The 19,598-nt window shown below is 61.7% G+C and carries 17 protein-coding genes; 6 read left to right on the top strand and 11 right to left on the bottom strand.

Features of this window, described 5'->3' with window-relative positions:
- Positions 1-186: 186 nt before the first annotated feature.
- From AC58X1_RS19255 to AC58X1_RS19245, 3 genes are all read right to left on the bottom strand, one after another.
- The gene (locus tag AC58X1_RS19255) at positions 187-648 is read right to left on the bottom strand and encodes an FxsA family protein (protein WP_101321969.1); all 462 of its coding nucleotides are present in this window, start codon (positions 646-648) and stop codon (positions 187-189) included.
- A 65-nt stretch (positions 649-713) separates the two neighbouring features.
- Complete coding sequence (locus tag AC58X1_RS19250; RefSeq protein WP_259075966.1) at positions 714-1,457, bottom strand: HugZ family pyridoxamine 5'-phosphate oxidase; 744 nt, start codon at positions 1,455-1,457, stop codon at positions 714-716.
- Between the two features lie 89 nt (positions 1,458-1,546).
- Positions 1,547-2,554, bottom strand: coding sequence for a DUF481 domain-containing protein (locus AC58X1_RS19245; RefSeq protein WP_150570625.1), 1,008 nt, complete (start codon positions 2,552-2,554; stop codon positions 1,547-1,549).
- Between the two features lie 153 nt (positions 2,555-2,707).
- Between AC58X1_RS19245 and AC58X1_RS19240 the strand changes: the two genes are divergently transcribed.
- Both AC58X1_RS19240 and AC58X1_RS19235 read left to right on the top strand, forming a co-directional pair.
- Complete coding sequence (locus tag AC58X1_RS19240) at positions 2,708-3,061, top strand: MGMT family protein (RefSeq protein ID WP_497429325.1); 354 nt, start codon at positions 2,708-2,710, stop codon at positions 3,059-3,061.
- Between the two features lie 43 nt (positions 3,062-3,104).
- The gene (locus tag AC58X1_RS19235) at positions 3,105-4,652 is read left to right on the top strand and encodes an AmpG family muropeptide MFS transporter (protein ID WP_101321973.1); all 1,548 of its coding nucleotides are present in this window, start codon (positions 3,105-3,107) and stop codon (positions 4,650-4,652) included.
- A 47-nt stretch (positions 4,653-4,699) separates the two neighbouring features.
- Here the strand turns inward: AC58X1_RS19235 and AC58X1_RS19230 are convergent, their stop codons facing one another.
- The 3 genes from AC58X1_RS19230 to AC58X1_RS19220 all read right to left on the bottom strand — a co-directional run bounded on the left by AC58X1_RS19230 (position 4,700) and on the right by AC58X1_RS19220 (position 7,565).
- Entirely contained in the window at positions 4,700-5,944 is a 1,245-nt protein-coding gene (locus AC58X1_RS19230; RefSeq protein ID WP_497429324.1) for an MFS transporter, read from the bottom strand.
- A gap of 183 nt (positions 5,945-6,127) precedes the next feature.
- Complete coding sequence (locus tag AC58X1_RS19225; RefSeq protein WP_188036613.1) at positions 6,128-6,970, bottom strand: mechanosensitive ion channel family protein; 843 nt, start codon at positions 6,968-6,970, stop codon at positions 6,128-6,130.
- A 109-nt stretch (positions 6,971-7,079) separates the two neighbouring features.
- Positions 7,080-7,565: a YajQ family cyclic di-GMP-binding protein gene (locus AC58X1_RS19220; protein WP_101321976.1), complete on the bottom strand. Its 486-nt coding sequence runs from the start codon at positions 7,563-7,565 to the stop codon at positions 7,080-7,082.
- A gap of 103 nt (positions 7,566-7,668) precedes the next feature.
- On the opposite strand from AC58X1_RS19220, the gene AC58X1_RS19215 reads away from it, so the two are divergent.
- From AC58X1_RS19215 to AC58X1_RS19205, 3 genes are read left to right on the top strand one after another with little or no spacing between them, the layout of a single operon-like run.
- On the top strand, positions 7,669-8,586 hold the full coding sequence (locus AC58X1_RS19215) for a putative 2-dehydropantoate 2-reductase (RefSeq protein ID WP_497429323.1): 918 nt from the start codon (positions 7,669-7,671) through the stop codon (positions 8,584-8,586).
- 39 nt (positions 8,587-8,625) lie between these two features.
- Positions 8,626-10,656, top strand: a complete 2,031-nt coding sequence (locus AC58X1_RS19210) for an ATP-binding protein (protein ID WP_101321978.1) — start codon at positions 8,626-8,628, stop codon at positions 10,654-10,656.
- 1 nt (position 10,657) lies between these two features.
- The gene (locus tag AC58X1_RS19205) at positions 10,658-11,224 is read left to right on the top strand and encodes a cob(I)yrinic acid a,c-diamide adenosyltransferase (RefSeq protein ID WP_101321979.1); all 567 of its coding nucleotides are present in this window, start codon (positions 10,658-10,660) and stop codon (positions 11,222-11,224) included.
- Positions 11,225-11,340: 116 nt separating this feature from the next.
- Here the strand turns inward: AC58X1_RS19205 and AC58X1_RS19200 are convergent, their stop codons facing one another.
- The 3 genes from AC58X1_RS19200 to secA all read right to left on the bottom strand — a co-directional run bounded on the left by AC58X1_RS19200 (position 11,341) and on the right by secA (position 16,465).
- On the bottom strand, positions 11,341-12,285 hold the full coding sequence (locus tag AC58X1_RS19200) for a Nudix family hydrolase (protein WP_101321980.1): 945 nt from the start codon (positions 12,283-12,285) through the stop codon (positions 11,341-11,343).
- A gap of 65 nt (positions 12,286-12,350) precedes the next feature.
- Positions 12,351-13,568: a bifunctional glutamate N-acetyltransferase/amino-acid acetyltransferase ArgJ gene (argJ, locus tag AC58X1_RS19195; protein WP_101321981.1), complete on the bottom strand. Its 1,218-nt coding sequence runs from the start codon at positions 13,566-13,568 to the stop codon at positions 12,351-12,353.
- Positions 13,569-13,729: 161 nt separating this feature from the next.
- Positions 13,730-16,465, bottom strand: a complete 2,736-nt coding sequence (secA, locus tag AC58X1_RS19190) for a preprotein translocase subunit SecA (protein ID WP_101321982.1) — start codon at positions 16,463-16,465, stop codon at positions 13,730-13,732.
- A gap of 361 nt (positions 16,466-16,826) precedes the next feature.
- On the opposite strand from secA, the gene AC58X1_RS19185 reads away from it, so the two are divergent.
- On the top strand, positions 16,827-17,288 hold the full coding sequence (locus AC58X1_RS19185; RefSeq protein ID WP_101321983.1) for a DUF721 domain-containing protein: 462 nt from the start codon (positions 16,827-16,829) through the stop codon (positions 17,286-17,288).
- A gap of 60 nt (positions 17,289-17,348) precedes the next feature.
- Here the strand turns inward: AC58X1_RS19185 and lpxC are convergent, their stop codons facing one another.
- Entirely contained in the window at positions 17,349-18,260 is a 912-nt protein-coding gene (gene lpxC, locus AC58X1_RS19180) for a UDP-3-O-acyl-N-acetylglucosamine deacetylase (protein ID WP_101321984.1), read from the bottom strand.
- A 112-nt stretch (positions 18,261-18,372) separates the two neighbouring features.
- Positions 18,373-19,569: a cell division protein FtsZ gene (ftsZ, locus tag AC58X1_RS19175; protein WP_101321985.1), complete on the bottom strand. Its 1,197-nt coding sequence runs from the start codon at positions 19,567-19,569 to the stop codon at positions 18,373-18,375.
- Positions 19,570-19,598: the final 29 nt, after the last annotated feature.

Here is a 19,598-nt window from a genome sequence, read left to right as displayed (position 1 = left end):
AGGGGCCCGCATTCGGCGAACCCCTTTGTCTTGTCTGGCGTTGCCACCAGAAACCTTGCGGTGACCACATAGATGAGGCCGAGCGAAACGATTACAAGGGCTTACCTGTGAAATTTTTTTCAACAGCTACCCGCGCAAATGCAAACGGCCCCTCACGGGGCCGCTTTGCACACAAACTGCACAGGGTTACTGATCGCGACGCTGGTACTCGCCTTCGATCACGTTTGGCCGGTGGCCACCTTCGGGCGGCCGTGCTGCGAATGGATCATCCTGGAATGCACGCTGCCGCATTGCCTGCGCCTCGGCCCGCTGACGCAACTTGCGCGCGGCAAAATGACGGGTGAACGGCATCAGGCAGATCAGGCCGAGCACGTCACTGATGAAGCCCGGAATCAGCAACAGCACGCCTGCCACTGCCAGCATCAGGCCCTGGAACATATCTTCAGCGGGCAACTCGCCTCGCTGCAGACTCTCACGGGCACGCAGTGCGGTGGCGATACCGGCCACCCGCATCACCAGCAAGCCCAACGCGGAGCCGCCGATAATCAGCAGCAACGCCGGAAAGAAACCGATCGCGGCGCTGACTTTGACGAACACGAACAGCTCGAGCACCGGAAACAGCAGCAACAACAATAAAAAAACACGCATCAAGGGTTCCTCGACGGAAGACAACCTTCCACTAGGACAACAGATGGATGCGCAAGGTCGCTATTTCAACCCTGAGTTTCATCCACAGCCGGCCATTTGTCGGCGCGGGCCAGTAATACCAAGGCCTCGCGCACTTGTGTCGGCGTATTGCAAGTCTTCGGGAATGGGAGCCAATAGATAGCCTGACCAATGCGCAGATGCAGCCCTTCGCTGTCGATACCTGCCAATTCAGCGGCAGGCGTATCTGGCAGATCGCTCAGGGCGACATAGTGAGCGATGGCCGCTGCGTGGTCGCTGTTCATGTGTTCGACCATGCTGGCCTCGGCGGCGCCGGCAAACGGGTTGGCCATCGTCACCTGATCGAGCCAGTGAATCGCACCAAAACCGCCAATGTAGCGATGGCGTACCGGCCGCAGGCACCAGAAGTCGAAGTCATGGGCCTTGTGGTAATTGGCGGCGTCCGGGAAGTAGCGATAGTAGCGAGCCGCCGCCGCTTCGATGGCTTCGCCGTCGATCAGCTTGTGCGCCTCAGCCATCACCGTCAGCCGGCCGACTGCCTGCACATCGAGCGCCTCGCGCTCGCCCACCAGCAACGAACACTTGGGGTCTTTCTGCAGATTGTGGGTGTGCTGGGCGATGCGGCTGATCAGGATCAGCGGCTGACCCTCGGCATCCAGGCAGTACGGCACAACGGAGCCGAACGGGAAGCCGGGCATCGACTTGGAATGGGTCGAGAGGACGCCGCGGTATTCCTTGAGCAGGAGTTCGCGGGCGGGACGAAGGGCGGTGTTGGTAACGACGTTACTCACAACAGATGCTCCTGGCGGCAGGCGGGTCAGCTGACAAGATAAGCATTTATCAGCCGTGACCGCCACGCCAGAAGTGCAACAGAGCGGTTTTACCAGGCGACGCCAAAGCCCGCTGTGTAGCGGGTCTTGTCCAGGTCACTGTTGCTGGTGCCCTGGATCATTTCCTTCTCGGCCTTGAGATTGAGCGAGGCCCACTCGGTGACCTTGTAGCGCAGGCCGACTTCGGCATCCAGCGAGTAATCGGCAACCCCACCCAGCGGTTTGCCCAGTTCACCATTGGTGAACAGCTGGACGTTCTTGCCGATCAGGTAGCGGGTGTAATCCCACTTCATGGCAGCCGAGTAGAAATTGTCCTTGCCGCCATCGCGGTACTGATAGTCGGTGCGGTTGAGCAGCGAGCCGAGCGAGAACGCCCCCAACTCGTCGTCCCAGAACTGGTAGCCCGGGCCGGTACCGACCGTGCGCTGGCGGGCCAGGTCTTCAATATGATCACGCTTGTATTCGAGACGCCCCTGCCAAAACCACTTGTCGGTGATGAAGCGGTCAAGCGCGTATTCACCACTCCAGTTGTTGGTGGTGGTGACGTCGTCCTTGCTCTCGCGGTTGTATTCGCCCTGGGCATTGTGCCGCCAGCGGCCATGACGCGCCGAGGTCTTGAAACCGACATCGTAATCGTCGGTGTCGTTTTCGGCGCGCTTGAAGTCCATGGCCAGGTCGACGTTACCTTTCCAGACCAGATCCTCAACTACTGGCCGCGGCTTCATGATCTGCTCGATGCTGGCCAGCTCGACGGTTTTCGGCGCCTCGCCATTGGCCAGGGTCACCTTGCCCGGCTCGGCTGCCTGCAGCGACTTGGCTTTTTCGCCGGTGTAGGCATCCTGTTTGACCAGCAGTTCCTGATCGCTTTCGAGGGTCTGTACCTGTTTCCAGTCCAGCGCGATGGAGCCACCATAGGGCGTTTCCAGCAGCAGCTTGCCGCCATCGAAGACTTTGATCTTGCCACTGAGCTTGTCACCGTTCTTCATCCAGACGGTGTCGGCGAACGCTGGGGTACACAGGGAAGCGGCGAGAAGGCAGAGCAAGGTTCTAGAATACATAAGCTGACTACGGGCTCGGTTTGCGGAAAAAAGCCGGGCATTATCCAGATACGCGCGACCAGAGCAAGGACAGACCAAACCGATGCCAATGAGTTCAACTCTCATCTATAAGCCACTTCGCCGGCAATCTCGCCGATCGCCGGGCTGCGCCTGATGTCTGGCGCTGCACGCCTTTCGGCAGAGGATGCCGAAGCCCGACGAACGGCACTCTATACCGCCCTCGGGCAAGTGCCCGAGGGTAAGGTCGTCAGCTATGGCCAGTTGGCGGATTTGGCTGGCCTTAGCCGGGCCGCGCGCTGGGTCGGGCGCACGCTGGGCCAACTGCCGCAGGGCAGCCGCCTGCCCTGGCACAGAGTGATCGGCGCGAGTGGTCGACTGAGCCTGCAGCCGGGCACACCTTCAGGCGACGAACAACGCGCTCGGCTACGCGCCGAAGGCGTCAATGTAGCCAATAATCGTGTGGATATGTTGCGCCATGGCTGGCGCCCGATGGAGCACAGCGGTTAGAGTGCGCGCTTTGTTTTCGTAACCTTGAGGCAGATATTGGCCCATGCCCCGTAAAACCTGGCGCGCTGCGCTCGCTGCCTATGCCAGCCCGTCAACTCTGGTGCTGTTGCTGCTGGGCTTCGCTGCCGGCCTGCCCTACATGCTGGTGTTCTCAACCCTTTCAGTGTGGCTGCGCGAGGCCGGTGTGGCCCGCGAGACAATTGGCTATGCCAGCCTGATCGGCCTGGCCTATGCCTTCAAGTGGGTCTGGTCGCCACTGCTCGACCAATGGCGCCTGCCGCTGCTCGGCGGGCTTGGCCGACGTCGCTCCTGGCTGCTGTTGTCGCAAGTACTGGTGGTCATCGGCTTGGTCGGCATGGGCCTGTGCGATCCGCAAAAACACCTGTCCTGGCTGATCGCCCTGGCGGTGCTGGTGGCCTTCGCCTCGGCAACCCAGGACATCGCCGTCGACGCCTACCGCCTGGAAATCGCCGATGACCAGCGCCAGGCTGCGCTTGCCGCCAGCTACATGGCCGGCTACCGGGTTGCCGCCCTGCTGGCCACGGCCGGCGCGCTGTTCTTCGCTGAATGGTTCGGCTCCACTGGCTTCAGTTATCTGCACCAGGCCTGGACCGGCACCTATGTGCTGTTCGGCGTGATCATGCTACCGGCCGTGTTCACCACGCTGATCATGCGCGAACCGCCAGTGCCGCTGCGCACGCAGCTGTCGGCTGCTCGCTATGGCTTGAGCCATCAGTTGGCGTCAGTGTTCGTGCTGATCATTCTGCTGGTGTCGGTGCCGGCCAGCTTCACCCAGCTGTACAACACCGACTGGGCCAGCGTGGTGTTTGGCGACTCGACCGTGGTGCAACTGGTGCTGGAGGACCGCGCCTTCATGCGCCTGGTCCTCTACGCACTGTTGACCTGGGCCTGCCTGTCATCGCTCGGCCGCCGTGGCCTGGCGCCGGTGCTGACGCCGGTAAACGACTTCATCGCCCGCTATCGCTGGCAGGCGTTGCTGCTGCTCGGGCTGATCGCTACCTATCGCATGTCCGATACGGTCATGGGCGTGATGGCCAACGTGTTCTACATCGACATGGGCTTCACCAAGGACCAGATCGCCAGCGTCAGCAAGATCTTCGGCCTGATCATGACCCTGCTTGGCGCCGGCGCCGGCGGTTTGCTGATCGTGCGTTTCGGCATCATGCCGATCCTGTTCATCGGCGGCGTCGCCTCGGCCAGCACCAACATCCTGTTCCTGATGCTGGCCGACATGGGACCGAACGTGGAGATGCTGGTGGTCACCATCTCGCTGGACAACTTCAGTTCCGGGATGGCCACTTCGGCGTTCGTTGCCTACCTGTCGAGCCTGACCAACCTGAAGTTCTCGGCCACCCAATACGCCCTGCTGAGCTCGATCATGCTGCTGTTGCCGCGGCTGATCGGGGGTTACTCAGGTGTAATCGTGGAGAAGTTTGGCTACCACGACTTCTTCCTGATTACCGCGCTGCTGGGCGTGCCTACGTTGATCCTGATCCTCCTGCAGTGGCGCCAGGAGGCACGGCGCGGCAAGCTGGAGCCGGTGCCTGGCCCTACCGCGGACCAGCCCTGACAGAGCGTTGCGCCGCTGTCGCCTGCACAGGCACAGCGGCGCTCGCTTCACTGCGCGACGGTCGCGCCAGCGCCCTTGCCACCCACCACAAACCACAGCGGCACCAGCGCCAGCGCCCCGGCTATGCCGGCGAGGACGGCGAAGTGCAGCAAGCTGGCGCCAGCGCCAATCATCGCCAGCAGCGCGCCACCCAGACCCAATACGGCAATGGTGATCATGCCGAGCATGGCTGAAACCAGGCCCTTGCTCTGCTCGCTGGCGAACAAAGTCATGCGGTACAGCACAGCATTGGCCACGCCCAGCCCCAGCGCATACAGGGTCATGCCCGCAACCACGCTGGTAACTGACGGCCACAGCCAGGTAGCCAGCATCATCAGGCCCAACCCCGCCAGATACGGCCACAGTGCGCCGCGCACCAGCGCAGGCAATGGGTAGCGCTCAGCGATGCTGTTGATGATCAGGTTGCCCGCGATCAAGCCACCGAACACCGGCAGTTGCCACAAGGCATAGGCCATCTTGCTCAGCCCCTCGTCGTGAATCAGCAGCACCGGCGACAGGCCGATCCAACCGATCAGCGGCAAGCCGACCAGGCCCAGCGCAGCGCTGCCGGCGACGAAGCGACGATTGCTCAGCAACTGGGCATAACCAGACAACAGCGGCAGCAAGTGAATCGGCGTGAACGGCAGGCGGCTACCGTCGCGGCGCTCGACGCCGAGGGTTTCCGGCATGAAGCGATACAGCAGCCCGAGGGTCAGCAGCGCACCCACGGCAAAAGCCACGAACAACCAGCGCCAGTCCAGCCACTGCAGCATCAACGTGCCCACCAGCGGCCCGAGCAAGGGCGAAAGCAAGGCGATATTGGCCAGCAAGGCCATCATGCGTACGGCATCAGCCTCGCTGAAAGCCTCGTTCAATGCCGGGTAGCTGACGGTGACGACAAAGCCCAGGCCGATCCCCTGCAACAGCCGCAGCAGGTTGAACAGGCCGATGTCATGCACCCAGAAGGTCGCCAGGCAGGCCACACCAAAGATCACGCAGCCAGCGAGCAGCAAGGGCCGCCGGCCATAGCGGTCGGCCAGCGGGCCGATCAGCCATTGCAGGACCACCCCACCCAGCAGGTACAGGTTCAGCGCGTGCGGGATAAATTCCGGACTGGCGTTCATCTCGGTGACCACATCCGGCATGGCCGGCATGACCGCATCGCTGGCCAGGTAAGTGAGCAGCTCGAACAAGGCCAGGGTCAGACCAAACAGCAAGGCACGGGCCGGGGTGATATACAGCAGTGGTTTCATGGCAGACATCAGTGGATACGAAAGGGGTCAGGTTATATGCCAGAAATGGCACGTCCTGGCTGTGAACAAGTGTAATTAGGGACAAAACAAAACGCGGGCTTGCCCGCGAATGCCCAGCGCCAGCAACATCGTTGCGGCGGGTACATCCGCGGAACAAGCCCGCGCAGTTACAGCGAACGCGGTTTACTGCGCGGCAGTCTCCTGCACCACGCGGATCACCCGTTGCGGGAACGGGATATCGATCCCTTCTGCCTTGAGCCGGTCGCGAGTGCGCTCGTTGAGCATGAACATCACGTCCCAGTAGTCGGCCGTTTTCGTCCACAGACGCAGGGATACCGTGATCGAGCTGTCGCCCAGGGTGGAGATCACCGCCTGCGGCGCCGGGTCCGGCAGCACGCGCGGGTCGTTGGCCAGCTCCAGCAGCACGTTGCGGGCCTTCTGCAGGTCAGCTTCGTAATCAACGCCCACATCGAACACCACCTTGCGCGTCGGCTGACGGTTGGTGTTGGTGATGATGCCATTGGACAAGCTGCCGTTGGGCATGATTACGGTCTTGTTGTCACCGGTGCGCAGCACCGTGTGGAAGATCTGGATGCTGTCGACAGTACCGCTGACGCCTTGCGCCTCGATCCAGTCGCCGGTGCGGAACGGGCGGAACAGCAAGATCAGCACACCACCTGCGAAGTTGGCCAGGCTACCCTGCAACGCCATGCCAATGGCCAGGCTGGCAGCACCGATCGCCGCGACGAACGAGGTTGTTTCGATGCCGATCGTCGAAGCGACGCTGACCAGCAGCAAGATCTTGAGGATGATATTTGCCAAGGTACTGATGAAGCCCTGCAAGGCCGGATCGGCGTTGCGCAGCCCAACCAGCTTGCCCAGGCGGGCGCTGAGCTTGTTGGTAACCCACCAGCCAACCGCCAGGGTCAGCAGCGCCAGCAGCAGGCGGCTGCTGTATTGCATGATCAATGGCAGCCAGGTTTGCGATTGGCGGACCAGTTGATCGACCTCATTGGTCAAATCCATAACTTTCTCCTGATGCCAAACGGCATGTACACAGTGAAGCAGGCCGCAGACAGGCCGCGGCGAGGAGCCCCATGGACCTCAGTGTGGCAATGGGGTTCCTGCAGCCAGGTCAATCGCGGAAGTTGTTGAACTGCAGCGGCATGTCGAATTCCTTGGCGCGCAGTGCGGCAATCGCTTCTTGCAGGTCGTCACGCTTCTTGCCGGTGACGCGTACCTGCTCACCCTGGATGGCGGCCTGGACCTTGAGCTTGGCGTCTTTGATGTGGGCGACGATCTTCTTCGCCAGCTCCTTGTCGATGCCTTCGCGGAAGGTCGCTTCCTGTTTCATTTCCTTGCCCGAGGCATAGGCGTCCTTGACCTCCAGGCACTTCACTTCGATCTTGCGCTTGACCAATGCGCTGCGCAGGATTTCGACCATCGCCTCGAGCTGGAACTCGGCCTCGGCGGTCATCAGCACGGTCTGGTCCTTTTCCTTGAATTCGAAGCTACCCTTACCTTTGAGGTCGTAGCGGCGGTCCAGCTCCTTGATGGCGTTGTCGACTGCGTTCTGCACTTCGTGCTTGTCCAGTTCCGATACCACGTCGAACGAAGGCATGGTTGTTCTCCAGTATGAAAGCGCCGCGCTCAGCGTGAAGATGGAGCGCGCAGGGTTTGATGGTTAAAATGCGGGACACATTATAACGGGTTGCGAAACGTAGATGAGCAGCACCTGGCATATTCTCGGCGCCGGCAGCCTGGGCAGCCTCTGGGCCTGCCGGCTGGCCCGCGCAGGTAAGGCGGTCCGTTTGATCTTGCGCGACCCGCAGCGCCTGGCGGCGTACCAGGCCGTCGGCGGCCTGACCTTGATCGAGCAAGCGCACAGCAGCTTTTTTGCCATCCCCGCCGAAGCCGATGAAGCGCACGCGCCGATTCATCGCTTGCTGGTGGCCTGTAAAGCCTACGATGCCGCCCCTGCCCTGGCCAGGCTGGCCCCGCGCCTGGCTGTGGGCGCCGAGCTGATTCTGTTACAGAACGGCCTTGGCAGCCAGGACGAGGTGGCCGATCAGGTGCCCCATGCGCGCTGTATCTTTGCCTCCAGTACCGAAGGCGCGTTTCGTCCGGCGGACTGGCAGGTGCAGTTTGCCGGGCATGGCTTCAACTGGTTGGGCGACCCGCTCAACCCCGCCCCGGCCGAGTGGTTCAGTGACCTCGAGGAGGCCGGCATCCCCGCCCAGTGGACGCTGGACATTCTCAGCCGGCTGTGGCGCAAGCTGGCCCTGAACTGCGCGATCAACCCGCTGACCGTACTGCACGACTGCCAGAACGGTGGCCTGCTCGAACACTTGAGTGAGGTGGATGCGCTGTGCGCCGAGCTGGCGCAACTGCTGCACTGCTGCGGCCAGCCGCAAGCGGCCGAGGGCTTGAACGAAGAAGTGCAGCGGGTGATTCTGGCGACTGCAGCCAATTATTCTTCCATGTATCAAGACGTGCGCCATGGCCGCCGCACCGAGCTGCATTACCTGCTCGGCTACGCCTGCCGCGCCGCCCACCGCCATGGCCTGGCCCTGGTGGAGCTGGAACACCTGCGCCAGCGATTGGTCGATAAGCTGCAGGCACGCGGCCTGCCCAGTGACTGATCGCTGCCCTCTGACCCGAATACGGACACTGCCTTGCCCATGAAACTGCGCCAACGCCTGGATAACCTCCCGGTCGGGCAGAAACTGCTTGCGGCCCTGCTGGTACTGCTGATCACCATCCTGCTGGTGGCCAACCTGGCCTTTATCAGCGCGGCCTACTGGATCACCCAGGAAAGCATGGCGCCACAGGCGCTGCAAACCATCGGCAGGCTGGTCGCCAACCCGCAGCTGTCGGCCCGCGCCGGTGATTCCAGCGATAACGCCAACGCCCTGCTCAAGGAACTCGACAGCTACACCCCACTGCGCGCCGCAGCGGTCTACGGCAGCGACGGGCGCATGCTCGCGCAACTGCAGCACGGCGAACCGCTGGCCCTGCCCAAGCGCTATCGCAACATCGACGGTTGGCGTCTGATGGAGTTTCGCAGCACTCAACTGATTCGCCTGCCGCGTCCGGGCAACCCGCCGGCGTTTCTCCTTCTGGTAGCCAGCAGCGAGCTGCCGACCGCGTTCTACACCGGCACGCTGACCGCCAGCCTGGCGATTCTGGTGTTCAGCATCCTGCTCTGGCTGGTGATCGCCCGGCAGATCAAACGGCTGATCACCCAGCCGATCAATCAGCTGGAAGAACTCAGCCGCCAGGTCACCCGCGAAGAGAGCTATGCCATGCGCGCGCAGCGCGGCAACGACGATGAGATCGGCAGCCTGGCCAACGCCTTCAATACCATGCTGTCGCGCATCGAGGCCCGCGAGCAGCAGCTCAAGCGCACCCGCGACGAATTCCAGACCGCCTACGACCAGGCCCAGGGCCTGGCCGAAGAAACCCGCAATACCAACCGCAAGCTGGAGCTGGAGGTTCAGGTTCGCAGCAAGATCGAGAAGAAGCTCACGGGTTTCCAGAACTACCTCAACAGCATCATCGATTCGATGCCATCGGCGCTGATAGCACTCGATGAGCAGTTGTACGTGACTCAGTGGAACCAGGAAGCCAGCGCCCTCTCCGGCACGCGCCTGGACGAGGCGCTGAACCAGCCGATCTTTATCGCCTTCGAGCCGCTCAAGCCGTTCTTGCCGCAACTCAAAGACACCGTCGAAAAGCACCGGGTGACCAAGATCGAGCGGGTCACCTGGCCCAAAGGTGACGACGCCCGCCATTACGCGCTGACCTTCTACCCACTGACCGGCGGTGGCGGCCGCGGCGTGGTGATCCGTATCGATGACATCACCCAGCGCCTATCGCTGGAAGAGATGATGGTGCAGTCAGAGAAGATGCTCTCGGTGGGCGGCCTCGCCGCAGGCATGGCCCACGAGATCAACAACCCACTCGGGGCGATTCTGCACAACGTGCAGAACATCCGCCGGCGCTTGTCGCCCGACCTGCCGCGCAACCAGGAACAGGCCGCCGAGCTTGGCCTGGACCTGGCCGAGATCAACCGCTACCTGCACAGCCGCGAAGTGCCGCAGTTGCTCGACGGCATCCAGCAGGCGGGAGCCCGTGCGGCCAAGATCGTCACCCACATGCTCAGTTTCAGCCGTCTCAGCAATCGCCAGCTGGCCCCCTGCAGCCTGCCCGCGCTGATCGACCAGGCGGTGGAAATTGCCGGCAACGACTTCGATCTGGCAATTGGTTTCGACTTCAAGGGCCAGGCCATCGTCCGCCAGTTCGACCCGCAACTGGGGCCGGTGCCATGTACCGCCAACGAGCTTGAACAAGTACTGCTCAACCTGTTGAAGAACGCCGCCCAGGCGATCCACCTGCGCCCGCAACCGAGCGAGCCAGGCCGCATCATCCTGCGCACCCGGCTCAATCCGCCGTGGGCGGAAATTCAGGTCGAGGACAACGGCATCGGCATGCCCGAAGCGGTGCGCAAGCGTACCTTCGAGCCGTTCTTCACCACCAAGGAGATCGGCCAGGGCACAGGCCTGGGCCTATCGGTTTCGTATTTCATCATCACCAACAACCACAAGGGGCAGATGGAGGTGCAGTCCTCGCCCGGCCAGGGCACCTGCTTCACCCTGCGCCTGCCCCTCGGCTCGCCCGTGCCTGCAGCACCGGCCCCAACGGAGACATGACATGGGCTTTCGCCTGTCGAAAATCTACACCCGCACCGGTGACAAAGGCGAAACCGGCCTCGGCGACGGCCGCCGTGTGCCCAAGGACCACCCTCGGATCGAGGCGATTGGCGAGGTCGACACGCTCAACAGCCAGCTAGGCGTGCTCTTGGCAGGGCTGAGTGAGGCCGGGCTGAGCGAGTTGAGCGAGGTGCTCGCGCCTTGCCAGCACCGCTTGTTCGACCTTGGTGGCGAGCTGGCGATGCCTAGTTATCAGGCGCTGAACCAGGCTGAAGTCGAGCGCCTTGAAGCAGCCATCGACCTCTGGAACGACGAACTTGGGCCGCTGGAAAACTTCATCCTGCCCAGCGGCTCGGCCTTGATCGCGCAAGCCCACGTGTGCCGCAGCCAGGCGCGCACCGCCGAGCGCCGCTGCCAGGCGCTGAATGCGCTGGAGCCGCTGGAAGGGGTTGGCTTGGCGTATATCAATCGGGTGTCGGATTTGCTGTTTGTTGCAGCGCGTATCATTGGCCGCCGTCAGGGCGTTGCAGAAGTGCTGTGGCAGGCGGCGAAAAAGCCTGAGGCTTGATCCTGCAATCCAGTTGCTGATTTGGGGCTGCTTCGCAGCCCTTCGCGGGCAAGCCCGCTCCCACAGGACCTTGTGGGAGCGGGCTTGCCCGCGAAGGGCCGCAAAGCGGCCCCTGTTTAAAGCTCAGGCCAGAACGCGCGGATACCCGCCACACCTTGGGCGCCTGCCTGCCAGGCAAGCTCACGGTCTGCCGCGCTGACGCCGCCCAACAAGAACACCGGGAAGCTGACGCTGTCAATCAACGCCGCGGCCTGCTCCCAACCCAATGGCAGTGCATCGGGGTGGGTCTGAGTCGCCTGGACTGGCGACAGAGTGACGAAGTCGACCCCCATCTGCGCCGCCAGAGCCAACTCTTCGGCATTGTGACAAGACGCTGCCAACCAGCGGTGCTCCGGGAACGGCCGGCCCTTGGCGGCGTACTTGCGCAATTGCGCGGCAGTCAGGTGCCAGCCGGCCGAGGGGAAGTCGCCCAACCATTCCAACGGACCTTTGAGCATCAGTTGGGCTTTGCCCGCACACAGTCCAGCCGCATCTACCGCGACATCACGGTACTTGGGGTCGTACATGTCCGGCGCGCGCAGCTGAACCAGCTTGATGCCGTTGGCCACAGCCTTCTGGATACCGCGCAACATCGGCGGCACTTCGAGGCCATCAGGGGTGATCAGGTACTGATCCGGCAAGCGTGCAGCGGCGACGATGGGCTTGTTTGCCGCAGGGAACTGGTACTGGTGCAGGTCACGCGGCGCGACCCATTCCAGCGGCTGACCTTCGGCCCCATGCGGCTCGCCGCTGAATGCGTCAACCTCACGCACGTCGAGCAGGATTTGCTTGTCCGGGTAGTCATGGCTGATCTTGATCAGCGGCCGTGATCCGCTGACCTCGATACCGAGCTCCTCGCGCAGTTCACGGGCCAGCGCTGCTTCGACGCTTTCGCCGGCCTCGACCTTGCCCCCGGGAAACTCCCACAGCCCGCCCTGATGCTGGCTATCGGCGCGACGGGCGATGAGGATCCGCCCGTCGCCACCGCGGATAACCGCCGCTACTACATGAATCCGCTGCACCTTGTACCCTCCGTTGCTGCGTCAGGCGCCCCGGCCAGTGGCCAGACCAGGGCGCAGGCCAATGATCAGGTCCGGTATTCGGCGTTGATCTTGACGTACTCGTGGGACAGATCGGTGGTCCAGATGGTCTCGCTGCACTGGCCGCGACCCAGTTCGATGCGGATGGTGATCTCTTCTTCAGCCATCACCTTGGAGCCTTGCTCTTCGGTGTAGCTTGGGCTGCGCCCGCCTTTGCTGGCGATGCACACGTCACCGAGGAAAACATCGATCAGGCTGACGTCCAGCTCAGGCACGCCAGCGCGGCCGACGGCAGCGAGGATACGGCCCCAGTTGGGATCGGAGGCGAACAGCGCAGTCTTGATCAGCGGCGAATGCGCCACGGCATAACCAACGTCGAGGCATTCCTGATGATTGCCACCACCGTTGACCTGCACGGTAACAAACTTGGTCGCGCCTTCGCCGTCACGCACGATCGCCTGGGCGACTTCCATACACACTTCGAACACTGCCTGCTTCAAGGCGTCGAACAGCTCGCCCTTGGCTTCGGTCACTTCAGCGACCTTGGCCTGGCCGGTGGCAATCAGCATGCAGCAGTCGTTGGTCGAGGTATCGCCATCGATGGTGATGCGGTTGAACGACTTGTTGGCGCCGTCGAGGATCAGGTCCTTGAGCACCGCCGGAGCGACCTTGGCGTCGGTAGCGATGTAGCCAAGCATGGTCGCCATGTTCGGGCGAATCATGCCGGCGCCTTTACTGATGCCGGTGACGGTGATGGTCTGGCCATCGAACTGGAACTGACGGCTGGCACCCTTGGGCAGGGTGTCGGTGGTCATGATGCCGGTAGCGGCTTCAGCCCAGTGATTTTCCGAAAGGTTGTCCAGTGCAGCCTGCAGCGCGGCCTCGATCTTCTCGACCGGCAGCGGCTCACCGATCACACCGGTGGAGAACGGCAGCACCGCCTGGGCGTCAACGCCGGTCAGCTCGGCCAGCTTGGCACAGGTGCGCTCAGCGGCGGCCAGGCCTGGTGCGCCGGTACCGGCGTTGGCATTGCCGGTATTGGTCAGCAGGTAACGCACGGTGCCCTGCACGCGTTGCTTGGCGAGGATCACCGGCGCCGCGCAGAACGCGTTGAGGGTGAACACGCCAGCCACGCTGGAGCCTTCGGCGCAGCGCATTACCACGACGTCCTTGCGCCCAGGGCGCTTGATGCCCGCCGAAGCGATGCCAAGTTCAAAACCGGGAACCGGGTGCAGGGTGGGCAAAGGACCAAGACCAACAGCCATTAGAGCGCTCCTAGATAAAAACAGATAGGTTCCATGAAACAAAGCCGCCCCAACTGACACCTTTACGGTGGCTGTAGGAGCGGCCTTGTGTCGCGATGAGCTGCAAAGCAGCCCAAAAATCTCAAGCCAGCAGCGGCCTTAGATCACTTGCATCACTCGCATCACTCAATGGTGCCGTGGCAATGCTTGAACTTCTTGCCCGAACCACACCAGCATGGCTCGTTGCGACCCAGCTTCTGGTCGTTGCGAACCGGCGCGGCGGCAACGGCGACTTCAACGCCCTCTTCGCTCAGCTGCTCGCTTTCCAGGCCTGGTGCCGGCGCATGTTCAAACTGCATGCGCTGGGCCAGCTCTTCGGCGTCGCGACGCAGACGGGCTTCTTCTTCGATCGGGTCTTCGCGGCGAACCTGTACGTGCGACAGCACACGGATGGCATCGCGCTTGATCGAATCGAGCAGTTCCTGGAACAGGGTGAACGACTCGCGCTTGTACTCCTGCTTCGGGTTCTTCTGCGCATAACCACGCAGGTGAATACCGTGACGCAGGTGGTCCATGGTCGACAGGTGGTCTTTCCACAGGTCGTCCAGCACGCGCAGCAGGATCTGCTTCTCGAAGGTGCGCAGAGCCTCTTCGCCGGCCTGATCTTCTTTCTCGGTGTATGCGCTGGTGATCTCGCTCAGGAGCTTCTCACGCAGGGTTTCTTCGTACAGGTGGTCGTCTTCATCCAACCATTGCTGGATCGGCAGCTTGATCGCGAAATCGCTGGCCAGCGCCGCTTCGAGACCGGCCACATCCCACTGCTCAGGCAGCGATTGCGGCGGAATATGCTGGCTGATGGTGGTATCGAGGACTTCCTTACGGAACTCTTCGATGGTGCCGCCCAAGTCCTGCGCAGCCAGCAGGCTGTTGCGCATGTGGTAGATCACTTTGCGCTGTTCGTTGGCCACGTCATCGTATTCGAGCAGTTGCTTACGAATATCGAAGTTGCGCCCTTCGACCTTGCGCTGAGCTTTTTCGATGGCGTTGGTCACCATGCGGTGCTCGATGGCTTCACCGGACTGCATGCCCAGGGCCTTCATGAAGTTCTTCACCCGGTCAGAGGCAAAGATGCGCATCAGGCTGTCTTCCAGCGACAGGTAGAAGCGGCTCGAACCCGGGTCACCCTGACGACCGGAACGGCCGCGCAGCTGGTTGTCGATGCGGCGCGACTCGTGGCGCTCGGAGGCGATCACGTGCAGGCCGCCGGCCTCGATCACTTGCTGATGACGCTTCTGCCAGTCGGCCTTGATGTGCGCAATCTGCTCGGCGGTCGGGTTTTCGAGTGCCGCGACTTCCGACTCCCAGTTGCCGCCCAGAAGGATGTCGGTACCACGGCCGGCCATGTTGGTGGCGATGGTCAAAGCGCCTGGCGCACCGGCCTGGGCAATGATCTCGGCTTCTTTTTCGTGGTACTTGGCGTTGAGCACCTTGTGCTCGATGCCTTCCTTGTTGAGCAAGGCCGACATATGCTCGGAGGTCTCGATGGTCGCCGTACCGACCAATACTGGACGCCCGCTGGACATGCTTTCCTTGATGTCGGCAATGATCGCCAGGTACTTCTCTTCGGCGGTCAGGTACACCAGGTCGTTGAAGTCTTTACGCGCCAACGGCTTGTTCGGCGGAATGACCATCACGTTGAGGTTGTAGATCTGAGCGAATTCGAACGCTTCGGTGTCTGCAGTACCGGTCATGCCGGACAGCTTGTTGTACAGACGGAAGTAGTTCTGGAAGGTGGTCGAAGCCAGGGTCTGGCTTTCGGCCTGGATGTTCAGGTTTTCCTTCGCTTCGATGGCCTGGTGCAGGCCCTCGGAGAGACGACGACCCGGCATGGTCCGACCGGTGTGCTCGTCGATCAGCAGCACCTGACCGTCCTGGACGATGTACTCGACGTTGCGGTGGAACAGCTTGTGCGCGCGCAGGCCGGCATAGACGTGGGTCAGCAGGCCCAGGTTGTGCGCCGAATAGAGGCTCTCGCCTTCAGCCAGCAAGCCGGCCTGGGTGAGCATCTCTTCGATGTACTGGTGGCCGGCTTCGTTGAGCTCGACCTGACGGCTCTTCTCATCGATCGAGAAGTGGCCTTCCTGGGTGACCTGGCCTTCGACTTCTTCGATGTGCTGGGTCAGCTGCGGGATCAGGCGGTTGATTTCGATATACAGCTTGGAGCTGTCTTCAGCCTGGCCGGAGATGATCAGCGGGGTCCGCGCTTCGTCGATCAGGATCGAGTCGACTTCGTCGATCACGGCGAAGTTCAGCTCACGCTGGAACTTCTCGTCGACGCTGAAGGCCATGTTGTCGCGCAGGTAATCGAAACCGAATTCGTTGTTGGTGCCGTAGGTGATGTCGGCAGCATAGGCGGCGCGCTTGTCTTCCGGCGGCTGAAAGGCCGAGACGATGCCAACCGAGAGGCCGAGGAATTCGTACAGCGGGCGCATCCAGTTGGCGTCGCGGCGGGCCAGATAGTCGTTGACCGTGACCACGTGCACGCCCTTGCCGGACAAAGCGTTGAGGTACACCGCCAAGGTACCGACCAAGGTCTTGCCTTCACCGGTACGCATCTCTGCGATCATGCCTTCATGCAAGGTCATGCCGCCGATCAGCTGGACGTCGAAGTGGCGCATACCCATCACACGCTTGCCGGCCTCGCGGGCTACAGCAAAGGCTTCCGGCAGCAGTTGGTCGAGGGTTTCGCCTTTGGCCAGACGCTCTTTGAACTCGGCGGTCTTGCCGCGCAGTTGCTCATCGGAGAGGGCCAACATTTTCTCTTCGAAGGCATTGACGGTGGTCACCGTCTTGAGCAGGCGTTTGATCTCGCGCTCGTTCTTGCTTCCAAAAAGTTTCTTTAACAAAGGCGCAAACATATCGGCAGGATCTTCCACACTTAGGGATGGAGGGCGGCCCCATGAGTCGCCCGAGCAGCCCTTGGGCCGCATGCGAACGAGCATTCTACCCGGAAACGATGGTGAGGAAAGTGGTCGATTGCCACGATGCTGGCACAGCGCTAGGGTGGGGACGGTTCTTAGATGAGGGTGATTATTACAAGTTCAAGGTTTGCTGAAGATGAAAGCTGCCGAGAATCGCTATTATCCTGCACAACATGCCTTGCCCCCGGTCATTGCGTGCTGATCCAGGGCAACTGCATCATCTGTCGCCACCGGCAATCAATCAGCGCTGCGCACGCAGATGCTAAGATGGCCATTCTGTAACTTCCTGCGTACCGTCATGGCTTACAAACCCTCGCCCGCCCGGCTGCCGGCCGCGCTCCTGCGTGAAGTCCGACCGCTACGGCTGCTGCTCAATCAGGCTGAACGCCTGGTGCATCTGCAGCGTTTGCTCGAAAGTCAGCTGCAACCGGCGGCCCGTGAGCACTGCCACGTGGCCTCCTGGCGCGACGGTGTGTTGCTGCTGGTAGTCACCGATGGCCACTGGGCCACGCGCCTGCGCTATCAGCAAAAACGCCTGCAACGGCAACTGATCGAACTTGAAGTGTTCGCCAACCTGCGGCGGATCCTGTTCAAGGTGCAGCCACCAGTGATCCCGGCCAAACGCGGCGGGCATCCGACTCAGCTCTCCGGCGATGCCGCGCAGAGCCTGCGCGAAACGGCCGCAGGCATTGACGACCCCAAGCTCAAGGCAGCTCTGGAACGTCTGGCCAGCCATGCCCAGCACAAGGATCAGCGTTGAATCTGGCGCAATAAAAAGGCCACCCGAAGGTGGCCTCAATGAACTAGAGAGTGTTCGAACTTACACAGCCGCAACAGGGCGCATGTAGGAGATCGGTGCCGTACTGGCATCTTCGAAGGTGACCACTTCCCAGGCATCTTTTTCTGCAATCAGCTTGCGCAGCAGCTGGTTGTTCAGCGCGTGTCCGGACTTGTAGCCCTTGAACTCGCCGATCAAGCTGTTGCCGAGCAGATACAGATCGCCGATGGCATCGAGAATCTTGTGCTTGACGAACTCGTCTTCGGAGCGAAGGCCGTCTTCGTTGAGCACGCCAGTCTCATCGACAACGATGGCGTTATCGACGCTGCCACCCAGTGCCAGATTCTGCTCGCGCAGATACTCGATGTCGCGCATGAACCCGAAGGTCCGTGCACGGCTGACTTCTTTCACGAACGAGGTGCTGGAGAAGTCGACGCTGGCACTTTGGGTCTGGTCCTTGAGGACCGGGTGATCGAAGTCGATCTCGAAGCTCACCTTGAACCCTTCGAAAGGCAGGAAGGTTGCGCGCTTGTCGCCATCCTCCACTGACACTTCCCGCAGGATGCGGATGAACTTCTTGGCTGCGTCCTGCTCTTCCAGGCCGGCAGACTGAATCAGGAATACAAAGGGACCGGCGCTGCCATCCATGATCGGCACTTCCGAGGCGGAGAGCTCGACGTAGGCGTTATCGATGCCCAGACCCGCCATGGCGGAGAGCAAGTGCTCGACCGTATCGACCTTGACGTCACCGTTGACCAACGTCGTCGACATGGTTGTCTCGCCAACGTTGGCCGCACGAGCCGGAATCTCGACCACAGGATCGAGGTCGGCGCGGCGGAAGACGATGCCGGTATCCACAGGCGCAGGCTTGAGGGTCAGGTAGACCTTCTCACCGGAGTGCAGACCGACACCTGTGGCACGGATAATGTTCTTCAGGGTGCGTTGTTTAATCATGGCATTGGCCGCTTCAGCGCAAATTGCGAATTGGTATCAACAAAGGCTGAGGATGATAACAGACCCGTCCTTTGCTGAATACCAATCACCTTTATAGCCCTGATAAATTCCATCAATCAGCCTGACGACGGAGGAAGGCTGGGATGTCCAGGTAATCCAAGTCATCTTGCGGGTTGAGTTTAGCGGCTGCGGCGGCACCTGCATGGGCCTGGTTACGCATCACGGTTGGACGCTCCAGGTCACGGTAGTTGACCGCTGGCTGCTCCTGGCGAGCTGGAGCCGGGTTCGACGCCTCGTAGGCCGCTTGAGCGGTCTGCAAAGTATTGTCGACAACCTTGACCGGCTTCTCGATGCGCGCACCCAGGCCAGTGGCCACGACGGTTACGTGCAGCTCGTCGCGCATGTCCGGGTCGATCACGGTACCGACCTTGACCATCGCGTGGTCGGAGGCGAAGGCTTCGATGATGCTACCGACGTCGGAGTACTCGCCCAGCGACAGGTCAGGACCTGCGGTGATATTCACCAGGATACCGCGGGCACCCTGCAGGTTGACGTCTTCGAGCAGCGGGTTGCGAATGGCCGCTTCGGTGGCCTCGCGCGCACGGTTCGGACCGCTGGCGCAGCCAGTGCCCATCATCGCCATGCCCATCTCGCCCATCACTGTGCGCACGTCGGCAAAGTCGACGTTGATCATGCCGGGACGCTTGATGATGTCGGAGATACCGCGCACGGCACCAGCCAGCACATCGTCAGCCTTGGCAAAGGCCGACAGCAGGCTGGCGTCCTTGCCGAGAATGGTCAGCAGCTTCTCGTTGGGGATGGTGATCAGCGAGTCGACGCTTTCAGCCAGCATGCGGATGCCTTCATCGGCGATCTGCATACGCTTGCGGCCTTCGAACGGGAACGGACGGGTCACCACCGCAACGGTGAGGATGCCCATTTCCTTGGCCACTTCGGCGATGATCGGCGCTGCACCGGTACCGGTACCGCCACCCATGCCAGTGGTGATGAAGACCATGTTGGTGCCCTGCAGCACCTCGGCAATGCGCTCACGGTCTTCCAGCGCGGCCTGACGACCGACTTCCGGATTGGCACCGGCACCAAGGCCCTTGGTAACACCAGTACCCAGTTGCAGAATGGTCCGTGCGCCAATGCTTTTCAGCGCCTGGGCATCAGTGTTGGCGCAGATGAACTCGACGCCTTCAATGCTGCTTTTGACCATGTGATTGACGGCGTTGCCACCACCACCACCGACGCCGATCACCTTGATGACCGGGCTTTGCGGGACGTTGTCTACGAGCTCGAACATTTTCCCTCTCCTTACAGTTCTCTAGTTGT

Source organism: Pseudomonas sp. PGPR N4 (assembly GCF_059693665.1).
Note: the sequence above shows the minus strand (reverse complement) of the source record. Positions and strands in the feature narration are given on the sequence as shown.